Source organism: Maricaulis sp. ABE4_448 (genome assembly GCF_056160825.1).
In genome coordinates this window covers 883,045-904,982 of sequence record NZ_JBSWXX010000001.1, presented here as the reverse complement: position 1 = coordinate 904,982, position 21,938 = coordinate 883,045, and the positions used below count along the sequence as shown (strand labels likewise).

At 64.7% G+C, this 21,938-nt stretch carries 17 protein-coding genes; 6 read left to right on the top strand and 11 right to left on the bottom strand.

Going from position 1 to position 21,938, the window contains the following annotated elements; genetic code table 11:
• Positions 1-65: 65 nt before the first annotated feature.
• The gene (locus ACXAJV_RS04305; protein WP_475082324.1) at positions 66-878 is read right to left on the bottom strand and encodes an ABC transporter permease; all 813 of its coding nucleotides are present in this window, start codon (positions 876-878) and stop codon (positions 66-68) included.
• Between the two features lie 205 nt (positions 879-1,083).
• Here ACXAJV_RS04305 and ACXAJV_RS04300 point away from each other — a divergent pair, with 205 nt between their 5' ends.
• Positions 1,084-1,623, top strand: coding sequence for a GcrA family cell cycle regulator (locus ACXAJV_RS04300; protein ID WP_271185607.1), 540 nt, complete (start codon positions 1,084-1,086; stop codon positions 1,621-1,623).
• Between the two features lie 88 nt (positions 1,624-1,711).
• Here ACXAJV_RS04300 and ACXAJV_RS04295 read toward each other — a convergent pair whose 3' ends face one another.
• The 4 genes from ACXAJV_RS04295 to ACXAJV_RS04280 all read right to left on the bottom strand — a co-directional run bounded on the left by ACXAJV_RS04295 (position 1,712) and on the right by ACXAJV_RS04280 (position 5,331).
• The gene (locus ACXAJV_RS04295) at positions 1,712-2,749 is read right to left on the bottom strand and encodes a glycoside hydrolase family 5 protein (RefSeq protein WP_475082320.1); all 1,038 of its coding nucleotides are present in this window, start codon (positions 2,747-2,749) and stop codon (positions 1,712-1,714) included.
• Between the two features lie 75 nt (positions 2,750-2,824).
• Positions 2,825-3,469 carry an NAD(P)-dependent oxidoreductase gene (locus tag ACXAJV_RS04290; RefSeq protein ID WP_475082318.1) on the bottom strand — a complete coding sequence of 215 codons (645 nt, stop codon included), beginning with the start codon at positions 3,467-3,469 and terminating at the stop codon, positions 2,825-2,827.
• Complete coding sequence (locus tag ACXAJV_RS04285; protein ID WP_475082316.1) at positions 3,466-4,353, bottom strand: EamA family transporter; 888 nt, start codon at positions 4,351-4,353, stop codon at positions 3,466-3,468. Before ACXAJV_RS04285 ends, ACXAJV_RS04290 begins: the two co-directional genes overlap by 4 nt.
• Before the next feature lie 3 nt (positions 4,354-4,356).
• A complete protein-coding gene (locus ACXAJV_RS04280; protein ID WP_475082314.1) occupies positions 4,357-5,331 on the bottom strand; it encodes a cyclase family protein in 975 nt (324 codons plus the stop codon).
• Between the two features lie 110 nt (positions 5,332-5,441).
• Here ACXAJV_RS04280 and ACXAJV_RS04275 point away from each other — a divergent pair, with 110 nt between their 5' ends.
• Positions 5,442-6,353 (top strand): LysR family transcriptional regulator, encoded by a 912-nt coding sequence (locus ACXAJV_RS04275; RefSeq protein ID WP_475082312.1) that lies wholly within the window; start codon positions 5,442-5,444, stop codon positions 6,351-6,353.
• Here ACXAJV_RS04275 and phoB read toward each other — a convergent pair.
• From phoB to ACXAJV_RS04245, 6 genes are all read right to left on the bottom strand, one after another.
• Complete coding sequence (gene phoB / locus ACXAJV_RS04270) at positions 6,329-7,018, bottom strand: phosphate regulon transcriptional regulator PhoB (RefSeq protein WP_271185596.1); 690 nt, start codon at positions 7,016-7,018, stop codon at positions 6,329-6,331. The genes ACXAJV_RS04275 and phoB overlap by 25 nt on opposite strands.
• Positions 7,019-7,043: 25 nt before the next feature.
• Entirely contained in the window at positions 7,044-7,730 is a 687-nt protein-coding gene (phoU, locus tag ACXAJV_RS04265; RefSeq protein ID WP_475082310.1) for a phosphate signaling complex protein PhoU, read from the bottom strand.
• Between the two features lie 28 nt (positions 7,731-7,758).
• Positions 7,759-8,574, bottom strand: a complete 816-nt coding sequence (pstB, locus tag ACXAJV_RS04260) for a phosphate ABC transporter ATP-binding protein PstB (RefSeq protein WP_475082307.1) — start codon at positions 8,572-8,574, stop codon at positions 7,759-7,761.
• 4 nt (positions 8,575-8,578) lie between these two features.
• Complete coding sequence (pstA, locus tag ACXAJV_RS04255; protein ID WP_475082305.1) at positions 8,579-10,324, bottom strand: phosphate ABC transporter permease PstA; 1,746 nt, start codon at positions 10,322-10,324, stop codon at positions 8,579-8,581.
• Positions 10,317-12,017 carry a phosphate ABC transporter permease subunit PstC gene (pstC, locus tag ACXAJV_RS04250; protein WP_475082303.1) on the bottom strand — a complete coding sequence of 567 codons (1,701 nt, stop codon included), beginning with the start codon at positions 12,015-12,017 and terminating at the stop codon, positions 10,317-10,319. Before pstC ends, pstA begins: the two co-directional genes overlap by 8 nt.
• Before the next feature lie 136 nt (positions 12,018-12,153).
• Positions 12,154-13,548 (bottom strand): sensor histidine kinase, encoded by a 1,395-nt coding sequence (locus ACXAJV_RS04245; RefSeq protein ID WP_475082301.1) that lies wholly within the window; start codon positions 13,546-13,548, stop codon positions 12,154-12,156.
• 276 nt (positions 13,549-13,824) lie between these two features.
• On the opposite strand from ACXAJV_RS04245, the gene ACXAJV_RS04240 reads away from it, so the two are divergent.
• From ACXAJV_RS04240 to ACXAJV_RS04225, 4 genes are all read left to right on the top strand, one after another.
• Positions 13,825-15,225 carry an efflux transporter outer membrane subunit gene (locus ACXAJV_RS04240; protein WP_475082299.1) on the top strand — a complete coding sequence of 467 codons (1,401 nt, stop codon included), beginning with the start codon at positions 13,825-13,827 and terminating at the stop codon, positions 15,223-15,225.
• Between the two features lie 2 nt (positions 15,226-15,227).
• A complete protein-coding gene (locus ACXAJV_RS04235; RefSeq protein WP_475082297.1) occupies positions 15,228-16,499 on the top strand; it encodes an efflux RND transporter periplasmic adaptor subunit in 1,272 nt (423 codons plus the stop codon).
• A 26-nt stretch (positions 16,500-16,525) separates the two neighbouring features.
• The gene (locus ACXAJV_RS04230; RefSeq protein WP_475082294.1) at positions 16,526-19,741 is read left to right on the top strand and encodes an efflux RND transporter permease subunit; all 3,216 of its coding nucleotides are present in this window, start codon (positions 16,526-16,528) and stop codon (positions 19,739-19,741) included.
• A gap of 100 nt (positions 19,742-19,841) precedes the next feature.
• On the top strand, positions 19,842-21,905 hold the full coding sequence (locus ACXAJV_RS04225) for a M13 family metallopeptidase (protein ID WP_475082292.1): 2,064 nt from the start codon (positions 19,842-19,844) through the stop codon (positions 21,903-21,905).
• Positions 21,906-21,938 lie beyond the last annotated feature (33 nt).

The window sequence follows — 21,938 nt, the reverse complement described above, 5'->3', positions numbered from 1 at the left end:
GGTCCTCCAAAAGCATCGCGGCGCCCGTTTTCGGACGCCTTTGATACTCGTCTAGGCCTCCGCGCTCAGCTCTTCAAGCGCCAGCCTGCTCGCAAGAGCAGATAACAGGCCGCGGCCAGTGCAAGGTTGATCGCGAGCACCAGCACCGCGCCGATGGCGAGGTCGCCGTCGGCATGGCCCGTGAAGCCGTACCGGAAGCCGTCGATCATGTAGAAGAAGGGATTGAAATGGCTGATCGTGGCGATCGGCTCGGGCAGCGCCGTGACCGAATAGAAAGTGCCCGACAGGAAGGTGAGCGGCGTGATCACGAAGGTCGTCACGGCCGCCATGTGATCGAACTTCTCGGCCCACAGACCGCCGATCACACCGACCATGCCCAGCATGGCCGAGGCCGATATCCCGAAATAGAGAACCGCCCACCAGTGCTGCGGCATGATGTTCATGAAGGGGATCAGCGTCACCGCCGTCACCCCCGCCACCATGATGCCGCGCGTCATCGCGCCAGCAATGAAGCCAATCGACAATTCCAGCGCCGACAGCGGCGGCATCAGGAAGTCCACCGCATTGCCCTGCACCTTGGACACCAGGATAGACGAGCCCGAATTGGCGAAGGCATTGTTCAACAGGCCCATCAGGATAAGGCCCGGCGCGAGGAATTCGATGAAGGGGATACCGTTCACATCACCCCGCCGCGAGCCGATCGCGACGGCAAAGACGGTCATGTAAAGCAGCGTCGTTGCGACCGGTGCAGCGACCGTCTGGGTGTAAACCTTGAGAAAACGCCGCACTTCCTTCTTGTACAGCGTCCACAAACCTAACCAATTGATAAAGCCGAATTTTCTGGGCTCGTTAAGGCCGGTTAAACTGGCGTTACTCATATCGAATTACCCTTAAGATCCCGGTAACCATCCGCGTTAACGATTAGGCGTGCAAGTGAGCTTTCCACAGGAATGGTCATCCCCCGATCTTGTGGCCTCAGTTAGCGCGGGTACAATATCTAGTGTAATTAAACATGAATTGAGATATGCGCTCCCAGCCGACATTCAAGGCAATGAAGCGCATCCAACTCAGGAGATGAGTGCGATGGCCTGGACTGACGAACGCGTCGAGCAACTCAAGAAGCTTTGGTCGGAAGGCCTGAGCGCCAGTCAGATTGCCAAACAATTGGGGGGTGTGACCCGTAATGCCGTGATTGGCAAGGTCCACCGCCTCGGTTTGTCAGGCCGCGCGACCCCGTCGCGCCCGGCCCGCCGCACTGTTAAACCCTCCCGTCCGCGCACCACAACGGCTTCCACCGCGCCGGCCCAGCGCCCGGTGTCGCGTCCCTCCCCCTCGACTCCGACCCCGGCCGCTCCCAAGCCGGCGCCGGTGGAGCCTGCCGTCCTGCCGTCTGGCGAGTTTGCCACCGTGCTCACCCTGCGTGACTCGATGTGCAAGTGGCCGATCGGCGACCCCGCCCAGGCGGAGTTCCGCTTCTGCGGCCGCAAGACCGCCGGCGGCAATGCCTATTGCGAGGCCCACTCCTCGATGGCCTACCAGCCGAGCGCAAAACGCCGCCGCCGCACCAGCGATGCCGGTGCCGCGCTCGACGCGATCGCCGCAACCCGGCGCTATAATTTCTGATAACCGGCCCTGCCCTCACCCTCGGGTCCGGTAATGCGGCCGCCTCTTTCGGGGCGGCCGTTTTCTTTTCGCGCTCCCGAATGAAAGATCAGTCGCGCCGCTCGCCCACCAGCGCCTCGCGCATTTCGGGGATCCAGCTGTCCGTACGACGGTTATAGGCCCGCAGGGTGGTGGCGAAACCCCAGTGACACCAGGCAAAGCCGCGCTCTTCCGAGGCGTGGCGCACCGCCCCCACCCAGCGCGCGCGCAGATGTTCGGGCACTTCGTAATAAACACCGAATTCGCCGACCAGGACCGGCACGTTCTGCGCCTGCGCATACTGCGCCACGATGTCGAAATCGCGGGCAAGTTCCGCCTCGTCGGCCGGACCGCCCCATTCGACACCCGTGCGCGACTGATTGGACCAGGGCGCGCCCTGGTGGGTGAATTCGAACGGCGAGTAATAGTGCACCGTCGTCATGACCCGCGGATCGTCCGCAGGCACCTCGGTCTGCACAAGGCCCTCGATATTGTTCCAGCGGGCCGAGGACAGGATCACCCACCGCTCCGGCGAGACTGCACGGACCAGGTCGAGCAGGTGCGCATTGATGGCATTGACCTGGGCCGCGCTGACGCGGTCGGTCGGCTCGTTGAGCAGTTCGAAGATCAGCGTCTCGGGATAACCGGCATAGTGTTCGGCCAATTGCCGCCAGATCGCCGCCAGTTGCGGCAGACGGCCCTCGGGATCGCGCATCAGGGCGTCGAAATGGTGGACATCGACGATCACGGTCAGCCCGCGCGAGAGGGCATGATCGATAATCGCATCGACCCGGGCCAGAACGGCGGGATCGATCCGGTTACCTGCGTCCAGATGCGCCGACCAGCGCACGGGCAGACGGATCGTGTCGAAACCGGCCCCGGCGATCGCGTCGATATGATCGAACTCGATCGTATAACCCCAGGCGCCCTCGTATTCGGCTTCCAGTGCCCCGGACAGATTCATGCAGCGCGCGACCGGCGGTGCGTCGACAACAAGCGCGTCCCTGTGCCCACCCACCGGAAGCTCCAGCGCGGCCGACCCGGCACCGCCATCACAGGCCGAAAGCGCAATCGCGATTGCCGCAGTACAAAACCAACCCGCCTTCATCGCGCACCTTTTGCCGAACACAGGAGCGAACCTAGAGCCAGCCGGGCGGGCTGTCGATAAGCCCGCCCGGCACCTCTACCAGCCGACCGTGAAGCTGCGCCCGGCATGAGCGCGGCTTTCGGCCTCGTCGACGATGGCAATGGCGAAGTCCTCGACCGAGATGGCGGAACGGCCGTCTTCTCCTGTTACCAGCATGTCTGTTCCCAGCCGGTAGCGGCCCGTACGGCGGCCCGGTTCAAGGCTGGCAGGCGGACAGATATGGGACCACCCCTCACCGCCCGTCGACAGCACCGCCTCACGCTGGGCCTGACAGGCCTGCGCGATGGGCCGCACGGCATCGGGCAGAAAGCCCGGCCGGGTCAGCACGGTCCAGGCCGGCTGGTCCGGAAAGCGCAGGCTTGCCGCCCCGCCCACGATCACCACCGGCACGCCGGTCTCCAGAGCCGCATCGAGCAGTGTGCGGGTATAGCCAACCAGTTCAGCTTCCCGTCCGGCAGGCGGACGCAGCGCCATGACGGCGGCATCCTGGGAGCGCAGAACGGCCCGGATCGCCGCCCCGTCGCTCGCCTCGGCAAAGGCGGGAATTGTCAGCCCCGGCAAGCCGGCCGCGCGCTGAGGGTTGCGTACGGCACCGGTGACCTCATGGCCCCGCTCGAGCGCCTCCTTCACGACACAGCGCCCGACAGACCCGGCCGCACCGAATACAGCGATCCGCTTCATGCTGCGCCTCCCTGCTTTGCAGACAAGGCCACGGCCGGGGCACGGGCGGCACGCTGGCTGAGCCAGATGCTGGCCAGAACGAGACCGGCGCCGGCGAACTGGACCGCATCCAGCCGCTCGCCCAGCACCACCCAGCCCAGTGCGACCGCGCTGACCGGGCTCAAAAAGCCCAGCATGGTTGCGGCCGACGGGCCTAACCGGGCAATGCCGCGGAACCACAGAACATAGGTCAGCGCCGCACCGATCACGGCCAGATAGACGAAACCGGCGATATGCCCGGCGTCCAGCGCGGGCAGCGGCGGTTCGACAAGGAGGGCGAGGGGCAGGAGCAGAAGCCCGCCCGCGGTCAGTTGCCACGCGGTCAGGGTGAGCAGCGGAACCTGCGGGCCCCAGCGCCGGGTCAGCACGGTCCCTGCAGCCATCGACCCCGCGCCGCCCAGGGCCGCAAGCACCCCGATCGGGTCGAAGCCGGCCTGCGGCGATGCCAGGAGCAGGGCCACGCCGGCCAGCCCCCCAGCGGCCGCCATCACGGCGAGCGGGCGGATGGCCGTGCCCAGTGCCAGCCGGGCCAGGCCCAGCACGATCAGCGGCTGGACGGCACCGACGGTGGCGGCGATCCCGCCAGGCAGGCGGTAGGCGGCCACAAAGAGGCAGATCCAGAACACCGTGAAGTTCAGCGCACCGAGCACGAAGGCCCGGCCCCACCAGACGCCGGCCGGCAGTCGGCGCACGAACAGCAGCAAGAGGAGCCCGGCGGGCAGGGCCCGCAGCAGGGCGAGGGTGACGGGGTATCCGTCCGGTAGCCACTGGGTGGTGACCAGATAGGTGCTGCCCCAGATCGCCGGCGCCAACGCCGTCAAGAGAATGTCAAAGGTACGGGGCATGAACTACTCCACCGGCAGGGCGACGGGACGCATCGGCGCGGCATCGGCCCCGCGCAATTTCAGCGATCCGCCGATGAATGCGAACTCGTGAACATCGTCCCGGGCGAGCCCTTCCAGATTGACGAGTTCCATGATCGGAACACCGTGCTGGGCGAGCAGGTAGGTGTGCAGCGGAACATAGTTTCCGGGCACTTCGGACGGGAAGGCTTCCAGGCTGAGATTGTCGGCACCGACGATCATCGCACCGCCCTCCTCGACCAGGAAACGCGCCGCACCCATGCCCAGGCCCGGCGGATTGTGCATATAGCGCGCCGCCGTCTCATAGTCCTGCATGCGGCCGGTGCGGATCAGCACCACATCGCCTTCGTGCAGCGGCGTGCCCTGCCGCTCCAGTGCCAGCTGCAGATCGGCACGCGTGATGCGGTAGCCGTCCTCCAGCCGCTCGACGCCGAGCGCTGCGGCGACATCGATCATCACGCCGCGGGCGATGATGGGCGGAATGGTTTCCGCGCCGGTCACCTGCCAACCGCGGTCGCCGAGATGCTCGTCGGCCGAAAAGCCGTTCCAGATCCGCCCGTCGACACCGAAATGGTTGAGCGCGTCGATATGCGTGCCGGTGTGGGTGTACATCGAGACCGCGGCGCCCGTGTAGGACACATGCCCGTTCTGTGCGTCGCCAACGCCCAGCGGATCGTCGACCGCGGTGCCGCGCGGCGTGTGGGTCATCCAGATCTGGTAACGGGGGTCGCCGGCCGCGTGCCAGCCGGGCATGCCGATAAAATACTCGACCGACAGGTCATAGGCGCGGCCGCCGGCGATCCGGCCCAGGATCGCTGCACGGCTGCCGTCGGTCATCAGGTTCAGGCGCCCGAGCTCGTCATCGGGGCCCCAGGGGCTGGTGCCGACGCTATCCTGGCCCAGGGCCGGAGCCAGGCCTGTCAGCGGGGCCAGCAGGCTGGCGATCAGGAAATGTCTCATGTCGTCCTCCGGGATTTGTCGCCGGACCGATCCGGCGCTCCCGTATTTATTCGTTCACAGGGGAAGACAAAGATGGCATTATCGAGAACTCTTTTTACCGAGAGTGAAGAATGGACAAGTTTCGCGCCTTGCAGGTTTTCCGCCGTGTGGTGGAGCTGAACGGGTTCAGCGCAGCGGCGCGCGATCTCGATCTGTCCAATGCCGGGGTCAGCAAGACCGTCAGCGCCCTGGAGGCGGAACTCGGCGCCCAGCTCCTCGTGCGCACCACGCGGAAACTCCGGCTCACCGATACCGGGCAGGCCTATTACGACCGGGCGGTGGAGATCCTGGAAGCGCTTGCTCACGCGGATGAAGCCGCCAGCGGATCCGATGCGTCGCCGCGCGGGCGGCTGCGCATCTCCGCCCCCATGTCATTTGGCCTCACAGACCTGGCCGAACGGCTTCCGCGCTTCCAGCAGCGCTATCCGGAATTGATCCTGGATGTCGAGTTCAACGACCGGCAAGCCGACCTGCTGGAAGACGGGTTCGATGTCGCGCTGCGCGGCAGCGGCTCCCTGCCCGATTCCAGCCTGAAAGCGCGGCGTCTGCGCCCGCTGCACCGGCTCTTGTGTGCTTCAGACGCGTATCTGGCCCGCCACGGAACGCCGGAAACGCCGGACGCGCTGACCAGCCATAACTGTCTCGTCTTCACAATGGCGGCACAGCCGAACAACTGGGTCTTCCGGCGCGGCGACGAACCCGTCGAGATTGTCGTCGCCGGCAATCAGCGCATCAACAATTCAATTGCGCTGTGCACGGCAGCGATCGCCGGGTGCGGGATTGTCCTTCTGCCGGACTTCGTCGCCAGTGGAGCATTGGCCGCCGGCAGGCTGCAGCGCATCCTGCCGGACTGGCATGTCGACGACCAGCATATCCACGCCGTCTATCCCGCCCATCGCGAGCGCGCGCCGAAAGTGCGCGCGCTCATCGACTTTCTGGTCGCCGAATACGCAGATGGTCAGGCGTTGACGTCGAAAGCGTAGCCGGCGGAGCGGACGGTGCGGATGGGATCGCGCTCTTCCTTGGTGTTCAGCGCCTTGCGGAGGCGGCCGACATGAACGTCCACCGTGCGCGCCTCGACATAGACATCCGAACCCCAGACCGCATCGAGCAATTGCTCGCGCGAGAAGACCCGGCCGGGATGCTGCATGAGGTAGTCCAGCAGGCGGAACTCCGTCGGGCCGAGATGGATCTCGCGATCGGAGCGTTTCACGCGGTGCGCAACGCGGTCCATCGTGATGTCACCGGCGGTGATCACATCCTCGGCGAGGCCCGGGCGGATCCGGCGCAGCACGGCGCGGATCCGGGCAAAGAGCTCGGTCATCGAGAAGGGTTTGACGACATAGTCGTCAGCGCCGGTATCGAGCCCGCGCACCCGGTCGGTCTCCTCGCCGCGGGCGGTGAGCATGATGATCGGCACATTGGCAGTTTCCTGGCGGCCGCGCAGGCGGCGGCAGACCTCGATCCCTGAGACCTTGGGCAGCATCCAGTCGACGAGCACCAGATCCGGTGTGGTCTCCTCGGCCTGGATCAGGGCGTCCTCACCGTCACCGGCGACGGAGACCTGATAGCCTTCCTTTTCCAGATTATACTGCAACAGGGTGGCGAGGGCGTCTTCGTCTTCAACCACGAGAACTTGAGGCTTCATCGTTCCATCTCCACGATCAAGGTCATCAAGATTTGGCGTCGTCTGGCTCGAGCGGCCCGGCTGTCACCATGAAGTGTACAGCCTCGGCGACATTCGTCGCGTGGTCGCCGATACGTTCGAGATTCTTCGCCACAAAAAGGATGTGAACACCCGGCTCTACCTGGCCCGGGTCTTCGGTCATGCTTATCAGCATCTGCCGCACCAGCGCGTTGTAGCGTTCGTCGACCTCGTCATCGGTGCGCCAAACGCGGATCGCCGGTTCGACATCGGCCGACGACAGGGCATCGAGCACTTCGTGCAGCTGTTTCACGACAATCGCACCGAGCCGCTCGACCTGGTCGAGCAGGGAGAGCGGCGCGTATTCGGCCAGGTCCTCCGCCCGATAGGCGATATTCTTGGCGAGATCACCGACGCGTTCGAGATCGCTGGCGACCTTCAGCGCGGAAATCGTCATGCGCAGGTCTGTGGCCAGCGGCTGGCGCAGGGCGAAGAGGCGCAGCACGCGCTTTTCGACATCGTCCTGCATCGCGTTGACCTGCTTCTCGCGCTCGCGCACGCCGGCAACAAGGCTGGCATCACGGCGGACAATGGCAGCAAGCGCCGTTTCCAGCTGGGTTTCCACCATGCCGCCCATGCGGGCGAGTTCGTCGGCCAGCTGGTCGAGCTCCTCGCCATAGGCGGTGACGATATGTGCGGTCCTGGACAGCGCCATTGCGCTACCTCCTCATCTGGCGTCGGCCCTAGCCGAAACGCCCCGTGATGTAGTCTTGCGTGCGCGGATCGCGCGGGTTCGTGAAGATGTCCTCGGTGCGGCCGAATTCGACCAGCGTGCCCATGTGGAAGAAGGCGGTTCGCTGGGACACGCGGGCGGCCTGCTGCATCGAGTGGGTTACGATGATGATGCAGTAATTCTCGCGCAGCTCGTCGATCAGTTCCTCGATCTTGGCCGTCGCGATCGGGTCGAGCGCCGAACACGGCTCGTCCATCAGGATGACTTCCGGATTGATCGCGATCGCGCGGGCAATCACCAGGCGCTGCTGCTGGCCGCCGGACAGGCTGGTGCCCGGATCATTCAGGCGATCGGCCACCTCGTCCCACAGACCGGCCTTCTTCAGACTGCCCTCGACGATCCCGTCCAGATCGTCACGCGACAGGGCCAGGCCGTGAATGCGCGGACCATAGGCGACATTGTCATAGATCGACTTGGGAAACGGGTTGGGCTTCTGGAACACCATGCCGACGCTGGCGCGCAGCACAACGGGGTCGATCGACTTGTCGTTCACCTCGGCGCCGTCAATCTTCAGCGAGCCGGTCACCCGGGCCCCCTCGATCGTGTCATTCATGCGGTTGAGACAGCGCAGGAAAGTGGACTTGCCGCACCCGGACGGACCGATGAAGGCCGTCACCGAGCGGTCCGGAATGTCGATCGAGACATCGTTCAGAGCCTGCTTGCCATCATAGGCAACACAGACATCCCGCGCGACCACCTTGATCGGCGGCTCGGTTTCGCCGAAGCCGGCATTCTGGTCGAGGGTGTGGGGCTGGTTGTCGGGCATGGGGTTACCATCTCCGCTCGAAACGGCGGCGCAGATAGATCGCCAGGGCATTGAAGCCGATCATCAGCGCCAAAAGAACAAGAATAGCGGCCGCAGTGCGCGCCTCGAAGGCCCGCTCGGCACCGTCGGACCACAGGAAGACCTGAACGGGCATCACCGTCGCCGGCTGGGTCAAGCCTTCAAGGCCCAGCGTGGGCGCGTCGGCGATAAAGGCGACCATGCCGATCATCAGCAGCGGCGCGGTTTCACCCAGCGCCTGGGCCAAGCCGATAATGGAACCGGTGAGAATGCCCGGCGCAGCCAGCGGCAGCACATGGTGGAACACCGACTGCGTCTTGGAGGCACCGACAGCGAGCGCCGCCTGGCGGATCGATTGCGGCACGGCCTTGAGGGCAGCGCGCGACGCGATGATCACGGTCGGCAACGTCATCAGCGAAAGGACCAGGCCGCCAACCAGCGGCGCCGAACGCGGCAATCCGAACGCGTTGATGAAGACCGCCAGGCCCAGAAGGCCAAACACGATGGAGGGGACAGCAGCCAGATTGTTGATATTGACCTCGATCAGGTCGGTCAGCCGGTTTTTCGGCGCGTATTCTTCCAGATAGATCGCGGTGAACACACCGACCGGCACCGACAGGCAGATAACGATCAGCATGGTCAGGATCGAGCCGAACAGCGCGCCCTTCACACCTGCCAGTTCCGGCTCGCGGCTGTCGGCATTGCTGAAGAGATAGGTGTTGAAGTCGGTACGCACGAGGCCGCGTGCCTCCAGCGCCCGCGTCCAGACGATTGACTGGTCGGAAACCCGGCGGCGGCTTTCCGGCGTATCGATCACGTAAAGTGTCCAGTCCGACGCGCCGGAGATGCCTGCAGCGTCCCCCAGCATCGCTTCACCGCTGGCGGAGCGCCCGTTTGCGTCCAGCGCGGTCAACCGGACGGCGACGCCGCTCAACTCGACGAGGATGGTGGGCAGGTCCCGGTTCAGCTCGATCCGGCCGTCATTTTCCACCAGCTCCTCGCGCAACGCCTGGGCTTGGGCCGACAGGCGCTCGGCTTCGTAGACCGCATCCTCGGCGTCGCTTCCTTCGAGCTCGGCCGCCAGATTGCGCGCCCGCTCGGCCCGCGCATCCAGCGCCGTGGCTTCGGCCCGCATGGTCGCCATCGCGTCCTCGACCAGACTGGAGAAGTCCGGCGCGCTTGAGCGCAGCACCAAACCGTCGGCCGCACCTTCGATCGTGAGGAGACCGTCGGTCGAAAGCGTCCGGTCCTCGACGAGCCGCCCCTTGAGATAGAGATCAAGATCATCGGCGATCGGCATGCGGAACGTGTAAGTCTCACCTGCCAGAGACGGATCCGCGAGCACGGCATCCATCAACCGGGTCGCGTTGAGCGGCGTATAGAGTCCGAACAGGGCGCGCAGGTCACGGCGCGCCGTGACCTCGGGAAACTCGGCCCGGATCGCGTCCTGAAGGACGCGGCTGTAGGCGCCGCGACGCAGTGAGGCTTCGCTGGCATCGCCTTCCGGATCGACCACGGAGCGGTCGAGATGCACCGGCAGGACCAGCTGGTTGACGGTGAAAGCGGGCAGCCCCTGGGACAGGATCGAGATCAGCAGAATTACCAGGATGCCCACAGCCGACGCCACGGCTGCCAGTCCGGCCGCGCGGAAGCGCAGCTCGGCCCGGTAGCGCCGCGGCAATTGACGGCTCACCGCATCGCGAATGGACGTGGTGTCGGACGTATCAGTCATATTTTTCCCGGTATCTCTGCACCACGCGCAGGGCGATGACATTCATGATCAAGGTGATGACGAACAGGACGAGCCCCAGCGCAAAGGCCGACAGGGTCTTGGGGCTGTCGAATTCCTGGTCGCCCGTCAGCAGCATGACGATCTGCACGGTGATGGTCGTCACCGATTCCAGCGGATTTGCGGTCAGATTGGCGCCTTGCCCCGCCGCCATGACGACGATCATCGTCTCGCCGACAGCGCGCGACACGGCCAGCAGGATCGCGCCGACAATACCCGGCAGAGCGGCCGGCATCACGACGCGGGTGATCGTCTCCGAACGCGTCGCGCCCATGGCATAGGAGCCGTCGCGCAGTGTTTGCGGCACGGAATTGATCACATCGTCGGACAGCGAGGAGATGAAGGGGATGATCATCACACCCATCACCAGTCCGGCCGAGAGCGCGCTCTGGGTCACCACATCGTCGAAACCGATCCAGGTAAACAGGCCGCGGATCGCCGGGCCCACCGTCAGCAGCGCAAAGAAGCCGTAGACCACGGTCGGGATGCCGGCGAGGATCTCCAGTACCGGCTTGGCCGTCGCGCGGAAGCGCGGACCGGCATATTCGGACAGGTAGATGGCCGACAGAAGACCGATCGGCACGGCCACCGCCATCGCGATCAGCGTGATCAGCGCCGTACCGGCAAACAGCGGCACAGCCCCGAACGCGCCGGACTGGCCAACCTGGTCGGCACGCAGTGCGATCTGCGGTGACCACTGCAGGCCGAACAGGAATTCAGAGATCGGAACGGTTGAGAAGAAACGGATGCTCTCGAACAGCAGCGAGAAGACGATGCCCACCGTGGTCAGGATTGCGAGCACGGACGACAGGAGGAGCAGGCCAGTGATCAGCCGCTCGACATGATTGCGGGCACGGAATTCGGGGATGACCTGGTTGCGCGTGCGCAGCAGGCCACCGGCAGCAAAAACGAGCGCCAGAACGGCCACGAAATAGCGGATACGGTCCTGGTAGCGGGCGACGATACGGGCGGCGGCGTTCAGCTCGGCGCTCTCGCGGCTGGACAGTGCCCCGTTGGCGATCTGCATGGCATCCGAGAGGAAGAGCTGGCGCTGCTCGCGCGGCGCCTGGACGAGCTCGAAACCGGCAAGCTGGCGCATCGACGCGCCCGCTGCCTCGGCCTCGCTTCCAACGGCTGCGACCAGTTCGGCGCGCCGGGCGATCGCAGCCTCTTCGGCCGCGGTTGCGGCATTCAGCGTCTCGCGCTGGTCCTGCTGTAACTGTTCGAAACGGGCAGGGTCGCGCTCATCGCCACGGGCGCTGCGCAGACGCTGCATGTCATCGCCGATGGCGTTGACACGTTCACGCAGTTGCAGGGCGGCACCACGAAATTCCTCATATTCGGCATCTGACAGAAGGCGCTCGTCAACACGGGCGTTCAGAGCGCTGGCCTCGCGCTGAAGCTCGGAGAAGGTCAGGCGCTCGACGACCTGTCCGCCGAAAACACTGTAGGCCGCAAGCAGCAGGAAAGCCGGCAGACCGGTCCAGATCGCGACATAATAGCCATGATAATTCGGTAGCGAGTGCAGACGGACCGTATTGCCCTTCACCGCGCCGATCGCCCGCGCCCGGCCGACATAGAATCCGCCCGCCAGCATGACGATGACCATGAGAGCAACGATGGCGATCACTGACATTCAAGGTGTCCTTCGGACGTCCGGCTTCGGGCTGGCTGCGCGGCAGGCGTGACAGATACTGGGTGTCGCGACCCCCGTTTATGACAGAGTCGCTACGGTTTTGTGACAACGCACGGCCAGTTTGCAGGCGCCAGCTTCAGACGCTTTCGCAGGCCTGCTCGCGCATGGCGGCGGGGACCGGCAAGAAGACGGAGAATACAGACCCTTCGCCCGGCGCGCTCTCGACCGTGAAGCCGCCACGATGGCGGTTCACGATATGCTTCACGATGGCCAGCCCGAGCCCGGTTCCCTCCTTCGGACCGCTTTTCTGGCCATCGACGCGATAGAATCGCTCGGACAAACGCGGCAGGTTGCGGCGTTCTATGCCCTTGCCCTCGTCGCGAATACGGATCGCAAAATACCGTTCGCGCGGCTCCGAGGCCGGAGCGGCCAGTGTGAGGCGACTGGCCTGCGCGCCCAGTACCAGCTCGGGACGTTCGGCCTCGTCGCGCATCAGCGGTCCGGCGATCTCGATCTGCACGGCAGAGCCTTCCGGGGAGTATTTGATCGCGTTCTCGATCAGGTTGAGCAGCACTTCCATCAGCTGATCGCGGTCGCCAATGGCGGGTGCCGAGGCGGGCTTGCTGACGGTAAGGCGGATCGCCTTCTCCTCCAGCTGCGGACGCAGATGGTCGCGGGCATCCTCGACCAGGGCCGACAGATCCGTCTCGCGGCTGGGCGGCACGTGCTCGTCCATCTCGACGCGAGACAGGGACAGGAGATCGTTGATCAGACGCTGCATGCGCTCGGTCTGGTCGAACATGATGCCCAGAAAGCGCTCGCGCGCCTCGCTGTCATCACGCGCATGCCCGCGCAGGGTCTCGATGAAGCCTGCGAGCGAGGCCAGAGGCGTACGCAATTCATGGCTCGCATTGGCCAGAAAGTCCGCCCGCATGCGGTCGGCGCGCTTGATTGAGGTTTCGTCGGACAGGACCAGCATGGCCCGCCAGGGCATCACCCGGTCATCCTCGGCGCGCAGTGGTGCCACGAAGGCCCGCACATGACTCTCGACCGGCGCCATCATGGAGTATTCGACGGGGTCGACGGCCTGGCCGCGCAGCGCCGTACTGACCGCTTCAAGCACCTGCGGCTGACGCAGCACGGCCGACAGGTGTCCCGCCGCTGAACCAAGACCGAGGAATTCCCGCGCGGCAGGATTGGCCAGCTCGATCCGGCCACCTGCCCCGATCAGCAGGACAGGGATCGGCAGGCTGTCAAGCATGTGCTGGGCACGCGCCTGCGGATCCACCGGTGCCGGCGCATTGTCATCCACGTCCGGAGCCCGCGCAGGGTTCAGCGTGGTCGACACGGTCAGGTAATAAAAGGTCGACAATCCTGCTATAGTCGCGATGGCAGCGATCGTTTCGACAAAGCCGAGCTCACCGAACATCCAGAACAAGAGGATGACGATCGCGCCAAGGGCGGCAACGGCTGCCGTATCCCGGCGCCGGATCCGGATCAGGGGCCGTTCGTCTGCAGAAGGCTGCCTCATTCTGACTCCGTTTGCATCCGATCCGGCAAGCCGGGGCATCTAACAAAAAAATAAGTGCCCACGGGCTAGGTGAAGCTCTATCGCATATTCGCAGTGCCACGCGAAGCCGTCACGCCACCGGAAACCGGGACGCACCAGGATTGCATCTCGAGAATCGAGAGAGTTTTCATGCCATTCGCTATAGATTTAGTGTTTTTCGATAAAAATCTGTTGACTTTCGAGATGCCCTTTCTAGGATGCAAAAATCATCGAGATCGTGACGTGCGGGGACAACGCATGCGTAAAAGTTTGTTAGTTTTGGCTACAGCCCTTGCCACGGCGTCCTGCGCCAGCCTTCCGGCCTACCAGGCCGGGGATGGTCTTCCGGACGCACCGGCGCAATGGGCCGCAGCACCAAGGGATACGGGTGCGCAGGCTTCCCAGGACTGGGTTGCCGAGCTGGGCGATGCCCGGCTGTCCGCACTCATCGACGAGGCGTTTGACGCCAATCCGAGCCTCAACCAGTCCTTCGCCCGCTATCGCGCGGCGCGGGCTTCGGCACGGATTGCCGGTTCCGACCGTCTGCCTTCACTGAACGGCGGGATGGACTACACCCGCACCGAGCGCAACACCGGCTCGGGCAGTGACAGCTTTTCGCTGGGTCTGTCGACCGCGTGGGAAGCCGATCTGTGGGGCCGGGTCGCCGACGGCGCGAACGCCAGTGCGCTGGACGCCGAAGCGGCCGCCGACGATGTTCGCGCCTCGCAGCTGTCCGTGGCCGGCCTGGTTGCCAAGGGCTGGTTCTCGTTGATCGAGGCGCATCTCCAGACCGAACTGGCCGAACGCGACCTGGCAACCCGCCAATCCTCGCTCGACCTCACAGAACGCCGCTTTGCCCGTGGCCTGGTCCGCAGCTCCGACGTGCGCACGGCCCGCTCGGCCCTATCATCATCCGAAGCGGCCCTGGCCTCGCGCCGCCGCGCCGAAGCGGCGGCCTCGCGCAGCCTCGAAGCGCTGCTCGGCCGCTACCCCGCTGCCCGCCTCGCTCCGGAAGGCGACTTCCCCGAACTGGGCCTGGTCGGCGCTATCGGTACGCCGGAAGCCCTGCTGACGCGCCGTCCCGACGTGCGCGCCGCCGAGCGCCGCCTGCAGTCAGCCGGCTTGCGCGCCGATGCCGCTCGCAAGGCGCTCTATCCCAGCCTGTCGTTCAATGGCAGTTCGGGCACGGCCGGCGCGGATGTCGACGACATGTTCGACCTCGACTCGCTGGTTTCCAGCCTGACGGCCAACCTGACAGGCCCGATCTTCAATGGCGGCGCCCTGCGCGGCGCCCGGGACCAGGCCCAGGCGAATGCCGAAGGTCAGCTGGCCAGCTACGTCTCGACCGTGCTGACCGCCTGGCAGGAAGCCGAAAACGCGATCGACGCGGACGCGATCCTGGCCCAGCGCGTGGATAATCTGCGCCAGGCCTATGAAGAGGCCGCCGAGGCCGAAAATCTCGTGATCCGCCAGTATGCAAGCGGCGTAGCCACGATTTTCGACCTGCTCAACGCCCAGTCCCGGCGTATCAGCGCCGAAAGCCAGTACATCTCGGCACGCCGCGAGCGCGCGGCCAATCGTGTCGACCTCTATCTCGCCATCGCCGGCGATTTCTCCGCGGCCCAGTCCGCAGACCCGGCCGCCCCGACAGGAGAATAATCATGGGTAAGCTCATCGGACGTTTCGTCATCATCGGCGGTGTTGCCGTCGTCGGTGTTGCAGTTCTCTTCATGCTGTTCGCAACGCAACCGCAGCCGCAGCGGGCCAATTCGGCGCCGCGGCCGGTCGCCGTTTTTGTCGCGGAAGCCGAGCGGGGCGAAATTGCCCTCACTGTCGACTCCCAGGGTGAGGCCCAGCCGCGCAACCAGATCAACCTCGTGCCGCAGGTGGCGGGCCGTATCACATTCGTGAACCCCGACTTCATCGAGGGCGGTTTCTTCGAAGCCGGTGAAACCCTGATCCAGATCGATGATGCCGACTACCGTCTGGCGGTCACCCGGGCCTCTGCCCAGGTCGCCCAGGCCCAGCAGGCGCTGGCACGCGAACAGGCCGAATCCGAACTGGCAGCCAGCGAGTGGGAAGAGCTGGGCGAAGGCCAGGCTTCGGCCCTGACCCTGCGCGAGCCGCAACTCGCGGAAGCGCGCGCCCAGCTGGCCGCGGCCCAGGCAGCCCTGCAATCGGCCCGCCTGGACCTGCAGCGCACGCGCATCTCTGCACCGTTCGCCGGACGGGTCCGCTCGAAGAATGCCGGCCTTGGCCAGTATGTCTCGCCGGGCACCAATCTGGGTGAAGTCTTCGCGACCGACACCGTGATGGTGCGCCTGCCGCTGACCGATCATGACCTGTCACTGCTGGGCATCCCCGTCGCCTACAACGCCGCCAATGATGAACGCGGCGGCGTCCCGGTGGTCCTGTCTGCGACCGTTGCCGGCGGCTATCACGAGTGGGAAGGCCGCATCACGCGCACGGACAGTGCCATCGATCCGCAGACCCGCGTCCTGTACGCGATCGCGGAAGTGACCGATCCTTACGGCTCGGGTGCCGATGATGGCGCTCCGCTGGCGATCGGCCTGTTCGTCAACGCTGCCATCCAGGGTCGCGAAGTCGACAGTGCCTACATCATCCCGCGCAACGCCCTGCGCGGCGAGGACAGCGTCTATATCGTCCGCGAGGGCGGCACGCTGGAAATCCACACGGTCGACATCATCGACTCCAGCCCCGAGCGCGTCATCGTTTCCAGCGGTGTCGAAGCGGGCGACCTGGTTGTGGTCTCGCCGATCCGCGGCGCCAGCACGGGCATGCGTGTTCACACCTACAATGCCGGTGGCGAACAGCTCGCCGACTACTCGGCCAATTATGAGGAAGCGCCGGAAGGCGAGGAAACCGGTGAAAGCATTGCCGACGGCGAGAACGCCGTGGCGAGCGCCGGTTAGGCCCGAAGGCAGGAGAGGAAGCGGTCATGACCGATCCCAACAAGACACACGACCAGGTGCCCGGGGGCATCGTTAGCTGGTGGGCACGCAATTCCGTCGCCGCCAACCTCCTGATGATCGTCGCCATCGTCGGCGGCTTCCTAGGCTACAACATGCTCAACCGGGAAGTCTTCCCGACGGCGTCCTTCAACGGTGCAACGGTTTCGGTCTCCTGGCCGGGTGCCTCGCCGCAGGATATCGAAGAACAGATTGTCGTCCGTATCGAGGAAGCCCTCGCGGACATGGACGGGATCGAGACGATCACCTCGACCGCCCGTGAAAGCGTCGGCTTCGTCAATATCGAGGGCAAGCGCAACGTCGACATCGGCGAGTTCATCGACAACATCAAGCTTGAAGTCGACTCGGTGAACAACCTGCCGCCATCGGCCTACCGTCCGATCGTGTCGCAGTGGCGCAACCAGGAACAGGTCGTCGGCTTTGCCGTCCACGGCGATATCGACCGCCGTGACCTGCAGGCGATCGGCCGCGAAGTCCGCGACGAAGTTGCCCAATTGCCCGGCGCCTCCATCGTCAATCTCTGGGCATCACGGGGCGAAGAGGTCTCGATCGAGATCTCAGAGGAAAACCTGCGCCGCTACAATCTGTCCTTCGACGAGATCGTGCGGGCGGTGCGGGCGTCGTCCCTCAACGCCTCCGCCGGCACCGTGCGGACCGAGCTGGGTGAATTCGGCCTGACGGCGCGCCAGCTGGCCGATACCGCACCCGAGTTCGAGAACATCATCATCCGGCAAACCAGCGCCGGCGGCACGCTGCGCGTCAATGACGTTGCCCGGGTTACCGACGGCTTCGTCGACAGCAATATGGAAGCCACCTACAACGGCGAGACCATGGTGTTGATCGTGGTCGAGCAGTCGCCCGGCATCGACGTCGTCGACACTGCCGCCGCTGTCCACGGCTACATCGAACGCAAGCAGGCCGAACTGCCCGAAGGCGTGAGCATCTCGCTGTGGTGGGACAATTCGGAAATGTACTCCGACCGCATGGAGACCATTTCCAGCTCGGCCCTGTTCGGTGGCATCCTGGTTCTGATCACGCTCTTCCTCTTCCTGCGCCCCATCGTGGCGCTCTGGGTGACGATCGGCATCTTCACCGCGTTCGGCGGCGCCTTCCTGATCCTGCCGATGATGGGCGTGTCCCTGAACATGCTGTCGTTGTTTGCCTTCCTGATCGTGATCGGGATCGTGGTCGACGACGCCATCGTGGTCGGGGAAAACATCCACGACCGGGTCGAACGCGGCGAACCGGGCCTGACGGCCTCGATCATCGGCGCCCAGATGGTGGCCAAACCGGTCGTCTTCGCTGTCATCACGACGATCATGATGTTCTCGCCATGGATGCTGCTGACCGGTCCGGAAGTGCAGTTCACCCGTCAGATCTCGCTGGTCGTGATCGCCGCCCTGGCCTTCTCGCTGATCGAGTCCCTGCTGATCCTGCCGGCCCACCTGTCGCACATTAAGCCGCAGTCCGAGAAAGGCTTCTTCGGCCCGTTGATCAAGTTCCAGCGGTCGATCGCCAACTCGCTGATCTGGTTCGCCCGCAACGTCTACCGGCCGACCGCGAAACTGGCGATCCGTAACCGGTATGCGACACTGGTCGGCTTTTTCATGATCTTCTTCGTTTCGATCGCCCTGCTGATGACGAACCGCGTGGGTTCCGTCTTCATGCCGCAGATCGAGAACGAAACGATCCAGGTCAATATCCAGCTGGCCGAGGGCACGCCCTGGAACCGGACCGAACAGGTTCGCCAGCAGCTGGACGATGCTCAGGCAGAGGCTCTGGAATACTATCGCCAGGAGTACCCCGGCGAGACCGACATGGTCCAAAGCCGTTCCACTATCGCGTCGGATGGGCGAGTGCGTGCCTGGATCGAGCTGGCCACGCCGGCCGAACGTCCGGGCCATCTGCCCACGGCAGAGGTCGCTCAACAAATCCGCGAATTCCTGGGCCCGATTCCGGATGCTGAGGAAGTGCGCCTGGACTCCACCATCAATGATGGCGGCAGCCGCATGACCTTCGCCCTGTCCCACCCGGATCTGGCGACCCTTCGGGAAGCGGCAGATGTCCTGAAAGAGCAACTGCGCAGCTATGACACGCTCTATGACGTGGTGGACAGTCTGCAGACCTCGACCGAGGAGTTGCAGTTCAGCCTGCGCCCGAACGCACAAGCCTTGGGCCTGACCCTGCAGGACGTTACCCGCCAGGTGCGCCAGTCCTTCTACGGTGAAGAGGCCCAGCGCCTGCCGCGTGACGGCCAGGATGTACGGGTTATCGTCCGCATGGACGAAGCCTCCCGCCGTTCGCTGGATACGCTGCAGGAGATCCGCATCCGCACCAGCGACGGCCGCGAAGTACCGCTGTCCTCGATCGCCGAGGCGCATTTCGCCCCGGGTCTGAACCGGATCAACCGCCGCAACGGCATGCGCACCGTCACCGTGTCGGCCGAACTGTCCGATCCAGCCGCACGCGGCGACATCAACCAGAGTCTGAACGAGGACTTTTTCCCGACCTTTGACGCGCAATTCTCAAGCCTGTCGCGCGACGAGATCGGTCAGGCCGAAGGCGAACGCGAGTTCGTTGCCGAGCTGATCAACCTGCTCATCCTGGCCCTGGGCTCGATGTACATCCTGCTGGCCGTGGCCTTTAAGTCCTACTTCCAGCCGCTGGCCATCATGGTGGCGATCCCGTTCGCCCTGACGGGTGCGATCTTCGGACACTTCCTGTTCGACATGCCGATCGCCCTGTTCTCCTACTTCGGTGTCGGGGCAGCCGCGGGGGTCGTGATCAACGACAACCTGGTGCTGCTGGACTTCGTGAACCGCCTACGGGCCAACGGTGTGGGTGCCTTCCAAGCCCTGGTCGACGCCGGCGTGCAGCGTTTCCGTCCGATCCTGCTGACCTCGGTGACCACCTTCCTGGGCATCTTCCCCATGATGGCGGAAACCTCGACCCAGGCCGAGTTCCTCAAGCCGATGGTCGTGGCTCTGGGCTTTGCGGTGGTGTTCGCGCTCTTCCTGACCCTGCTGCTGGTCCCGGCCATGTACGCAATCGGGGTCGATATCGCCCGCCTGTTCCGCGCCATGTGGACCGGCGAGCGCCAGCCGCGGCTGGGGGAGCACTACACCGATACCGACTTCGCACACGGCGAGCTTCCGGGGCATCTGGAAGAAACGCCTGCCGAATAGGCCGCGGACAACACATCCGCTGAATAGCCAAGTCTCGCCCCGCGTTGTACACAACGCGGGGCGAAACATTTTCGCGAAGCGTATTTTGGGGATGCATCCTATGAAGAAGCTGCTGCTTGGTACTACGGTGCTGGCGCTGGTCGCCGCCTGTGGCCAGACCGATACCGCACAACCGGAACACTCTGCCGCCGTCACACAACCAGCCGGTCAGCCCGAGATCGGCGAATGGGGTTTCGATCTCGCGGGCATGAACACCGAGATCGAGGCCGGCAACGACTTCTACCAGTACGCCAACGGCACCTGGCTGGACGAGGCCGAGATCCCGGCCGACCGCTCGAACTACGGCATGTTCACCGAGCTCGCGCTGGAAGCAGAAGTGCACGTGCAGGAAATCATCACCGAGCTGGCCGCCCGTGAGGCCGCGGACGGCACGGTCGAACAGAAGGTCGGCGACCTCTACGGCTCGTGGATGGACACGGCAGCAATCGAGGAACGCGGACTGGCCCCGGCCCAGCCCTATCTCGACGAGATCGCCGCAGCATCGAATCATGACGATATCAATGCGCTGTTCGCCACGATCCACCACCAAAGCCCGTTCGGCGTCGGCATCATCCCCGATCCGGCCGACACGACGCGCTACACCGTGTTCGTCGGCCAGGGCGGCCTGGGCCTGCCCGACCGCGACTACTATCTGGAAGACGAAAACGCGGAATACCGGGACGCCTATCGCGCCTTCATCGCGGAAGTGTTCGAGCTTGCCGGCATTGATGGTGGCGAAGCGCGGGCTGACGCGATCGTGGAACTGGAAACGCGGATGGCGGAGGTCCACTGGACCCAGGCAGACAGCCGCGACATCCAGAAAATCTACAATCCCATGCCGATCGACCAGCTCGACGCCCTGGCACCGCAATTCGGTTTCCCGCAGGCGATGGCCCAGCTCGGCCTCGACGGTGTTGCCACCTATCTGGTCGCCCAGCCCAGCGCCATCGAGGGCGCCGGCGCGATCTTCGAGGAAACGCCGGTCGATGTGTGGAAGGACTATATGACCTTCCACTTCCTCCGCTCGAATGCGGCCCAGCTGCCGGCCGCTTTCGACCAGGCCAGCTTCAACATGTATGGCGCGGTCCTGAACGGCACCGAGGAACAGCGCCCGCGCGATCGCCGCGGCGTGAACCTTGTCGGCGGCCAGCTGGGCGAAGCCGTTGGCCAGATCTATGTCGAGCGCCACTTCCCGCCCTCGTCCAAGGACGCGATGGAAGAACTGGTCGCAAACCTGACCGCCGCCTTCGAAGAGCGCCTGCAATCGCTCGAGTGGATGGATGACGAGACCCGCGCCAATGCGCTGACCAAGCTGTCCACCTTCGAGCCGCGCATCGGCTATCCCGATGAATGGCAGGACTATTCCGCGCTGGAAATCCGCGCCGACGACATTTTCGGCAATATCGTGCGCCTGCGCGAGTTCGGCTGGAACGAGCAGGTCGCGGATCTCGACGGGCCGGTGGACCGGGGCGAATGGCCCTACCCGCCGCAGACGGTGAACGCGTCCTACAACCCGCTGATGAACCAAATCACCTTCCCCGCCGGCATCCTGCAACCGCCCTTCTTCGATCCGCACGCCGACGCGGCCATCAACTATGGCGGCATCGGCGCGGTGATCGGTCACGAGATCGGCCACGGCTTTGACGATCAGGGCCGCCGCTTCGACGAGAGCGGCGCGATCCGCGACTGGTGGACGAGCGAGACGAATGAACGGTTCGAGGAACGGGCCGACCGGCTCGGCGCCCAGTATGACGGGTATTCTCCGATTGAAGGCCGTTTCGTGAATGGCACTTTCACCATGGGCGAGAATATCGGCGATCTGGGCGGCCTGCAGATGGCCTACACCGCCTATCACCGTCATCTCGACGCCTGCTGTGACGGCGAAGCCCCGGTGATCGACGGCTTTACCGGCGACCAGCGCTTCTTCCTCGCCTGGGCCCAGGTGTGGCGGCGTCTTTATCGCGAGGACAATCTCATCTCGCGCCTGACCACCGACCCGCACAGCCCGTCGCAATACCGCACCAACGGTGTCGTGCGGAACCTTGATGCCTGGTACGAAGCCTTCGGCGTAACGGAAGACGACGACCTCTATCTTCCGCCCGAGGAACGCGTTTCCATCTGGTAGAGAATTGACGGCCCGGCTTCCCCAAGCCGGGCC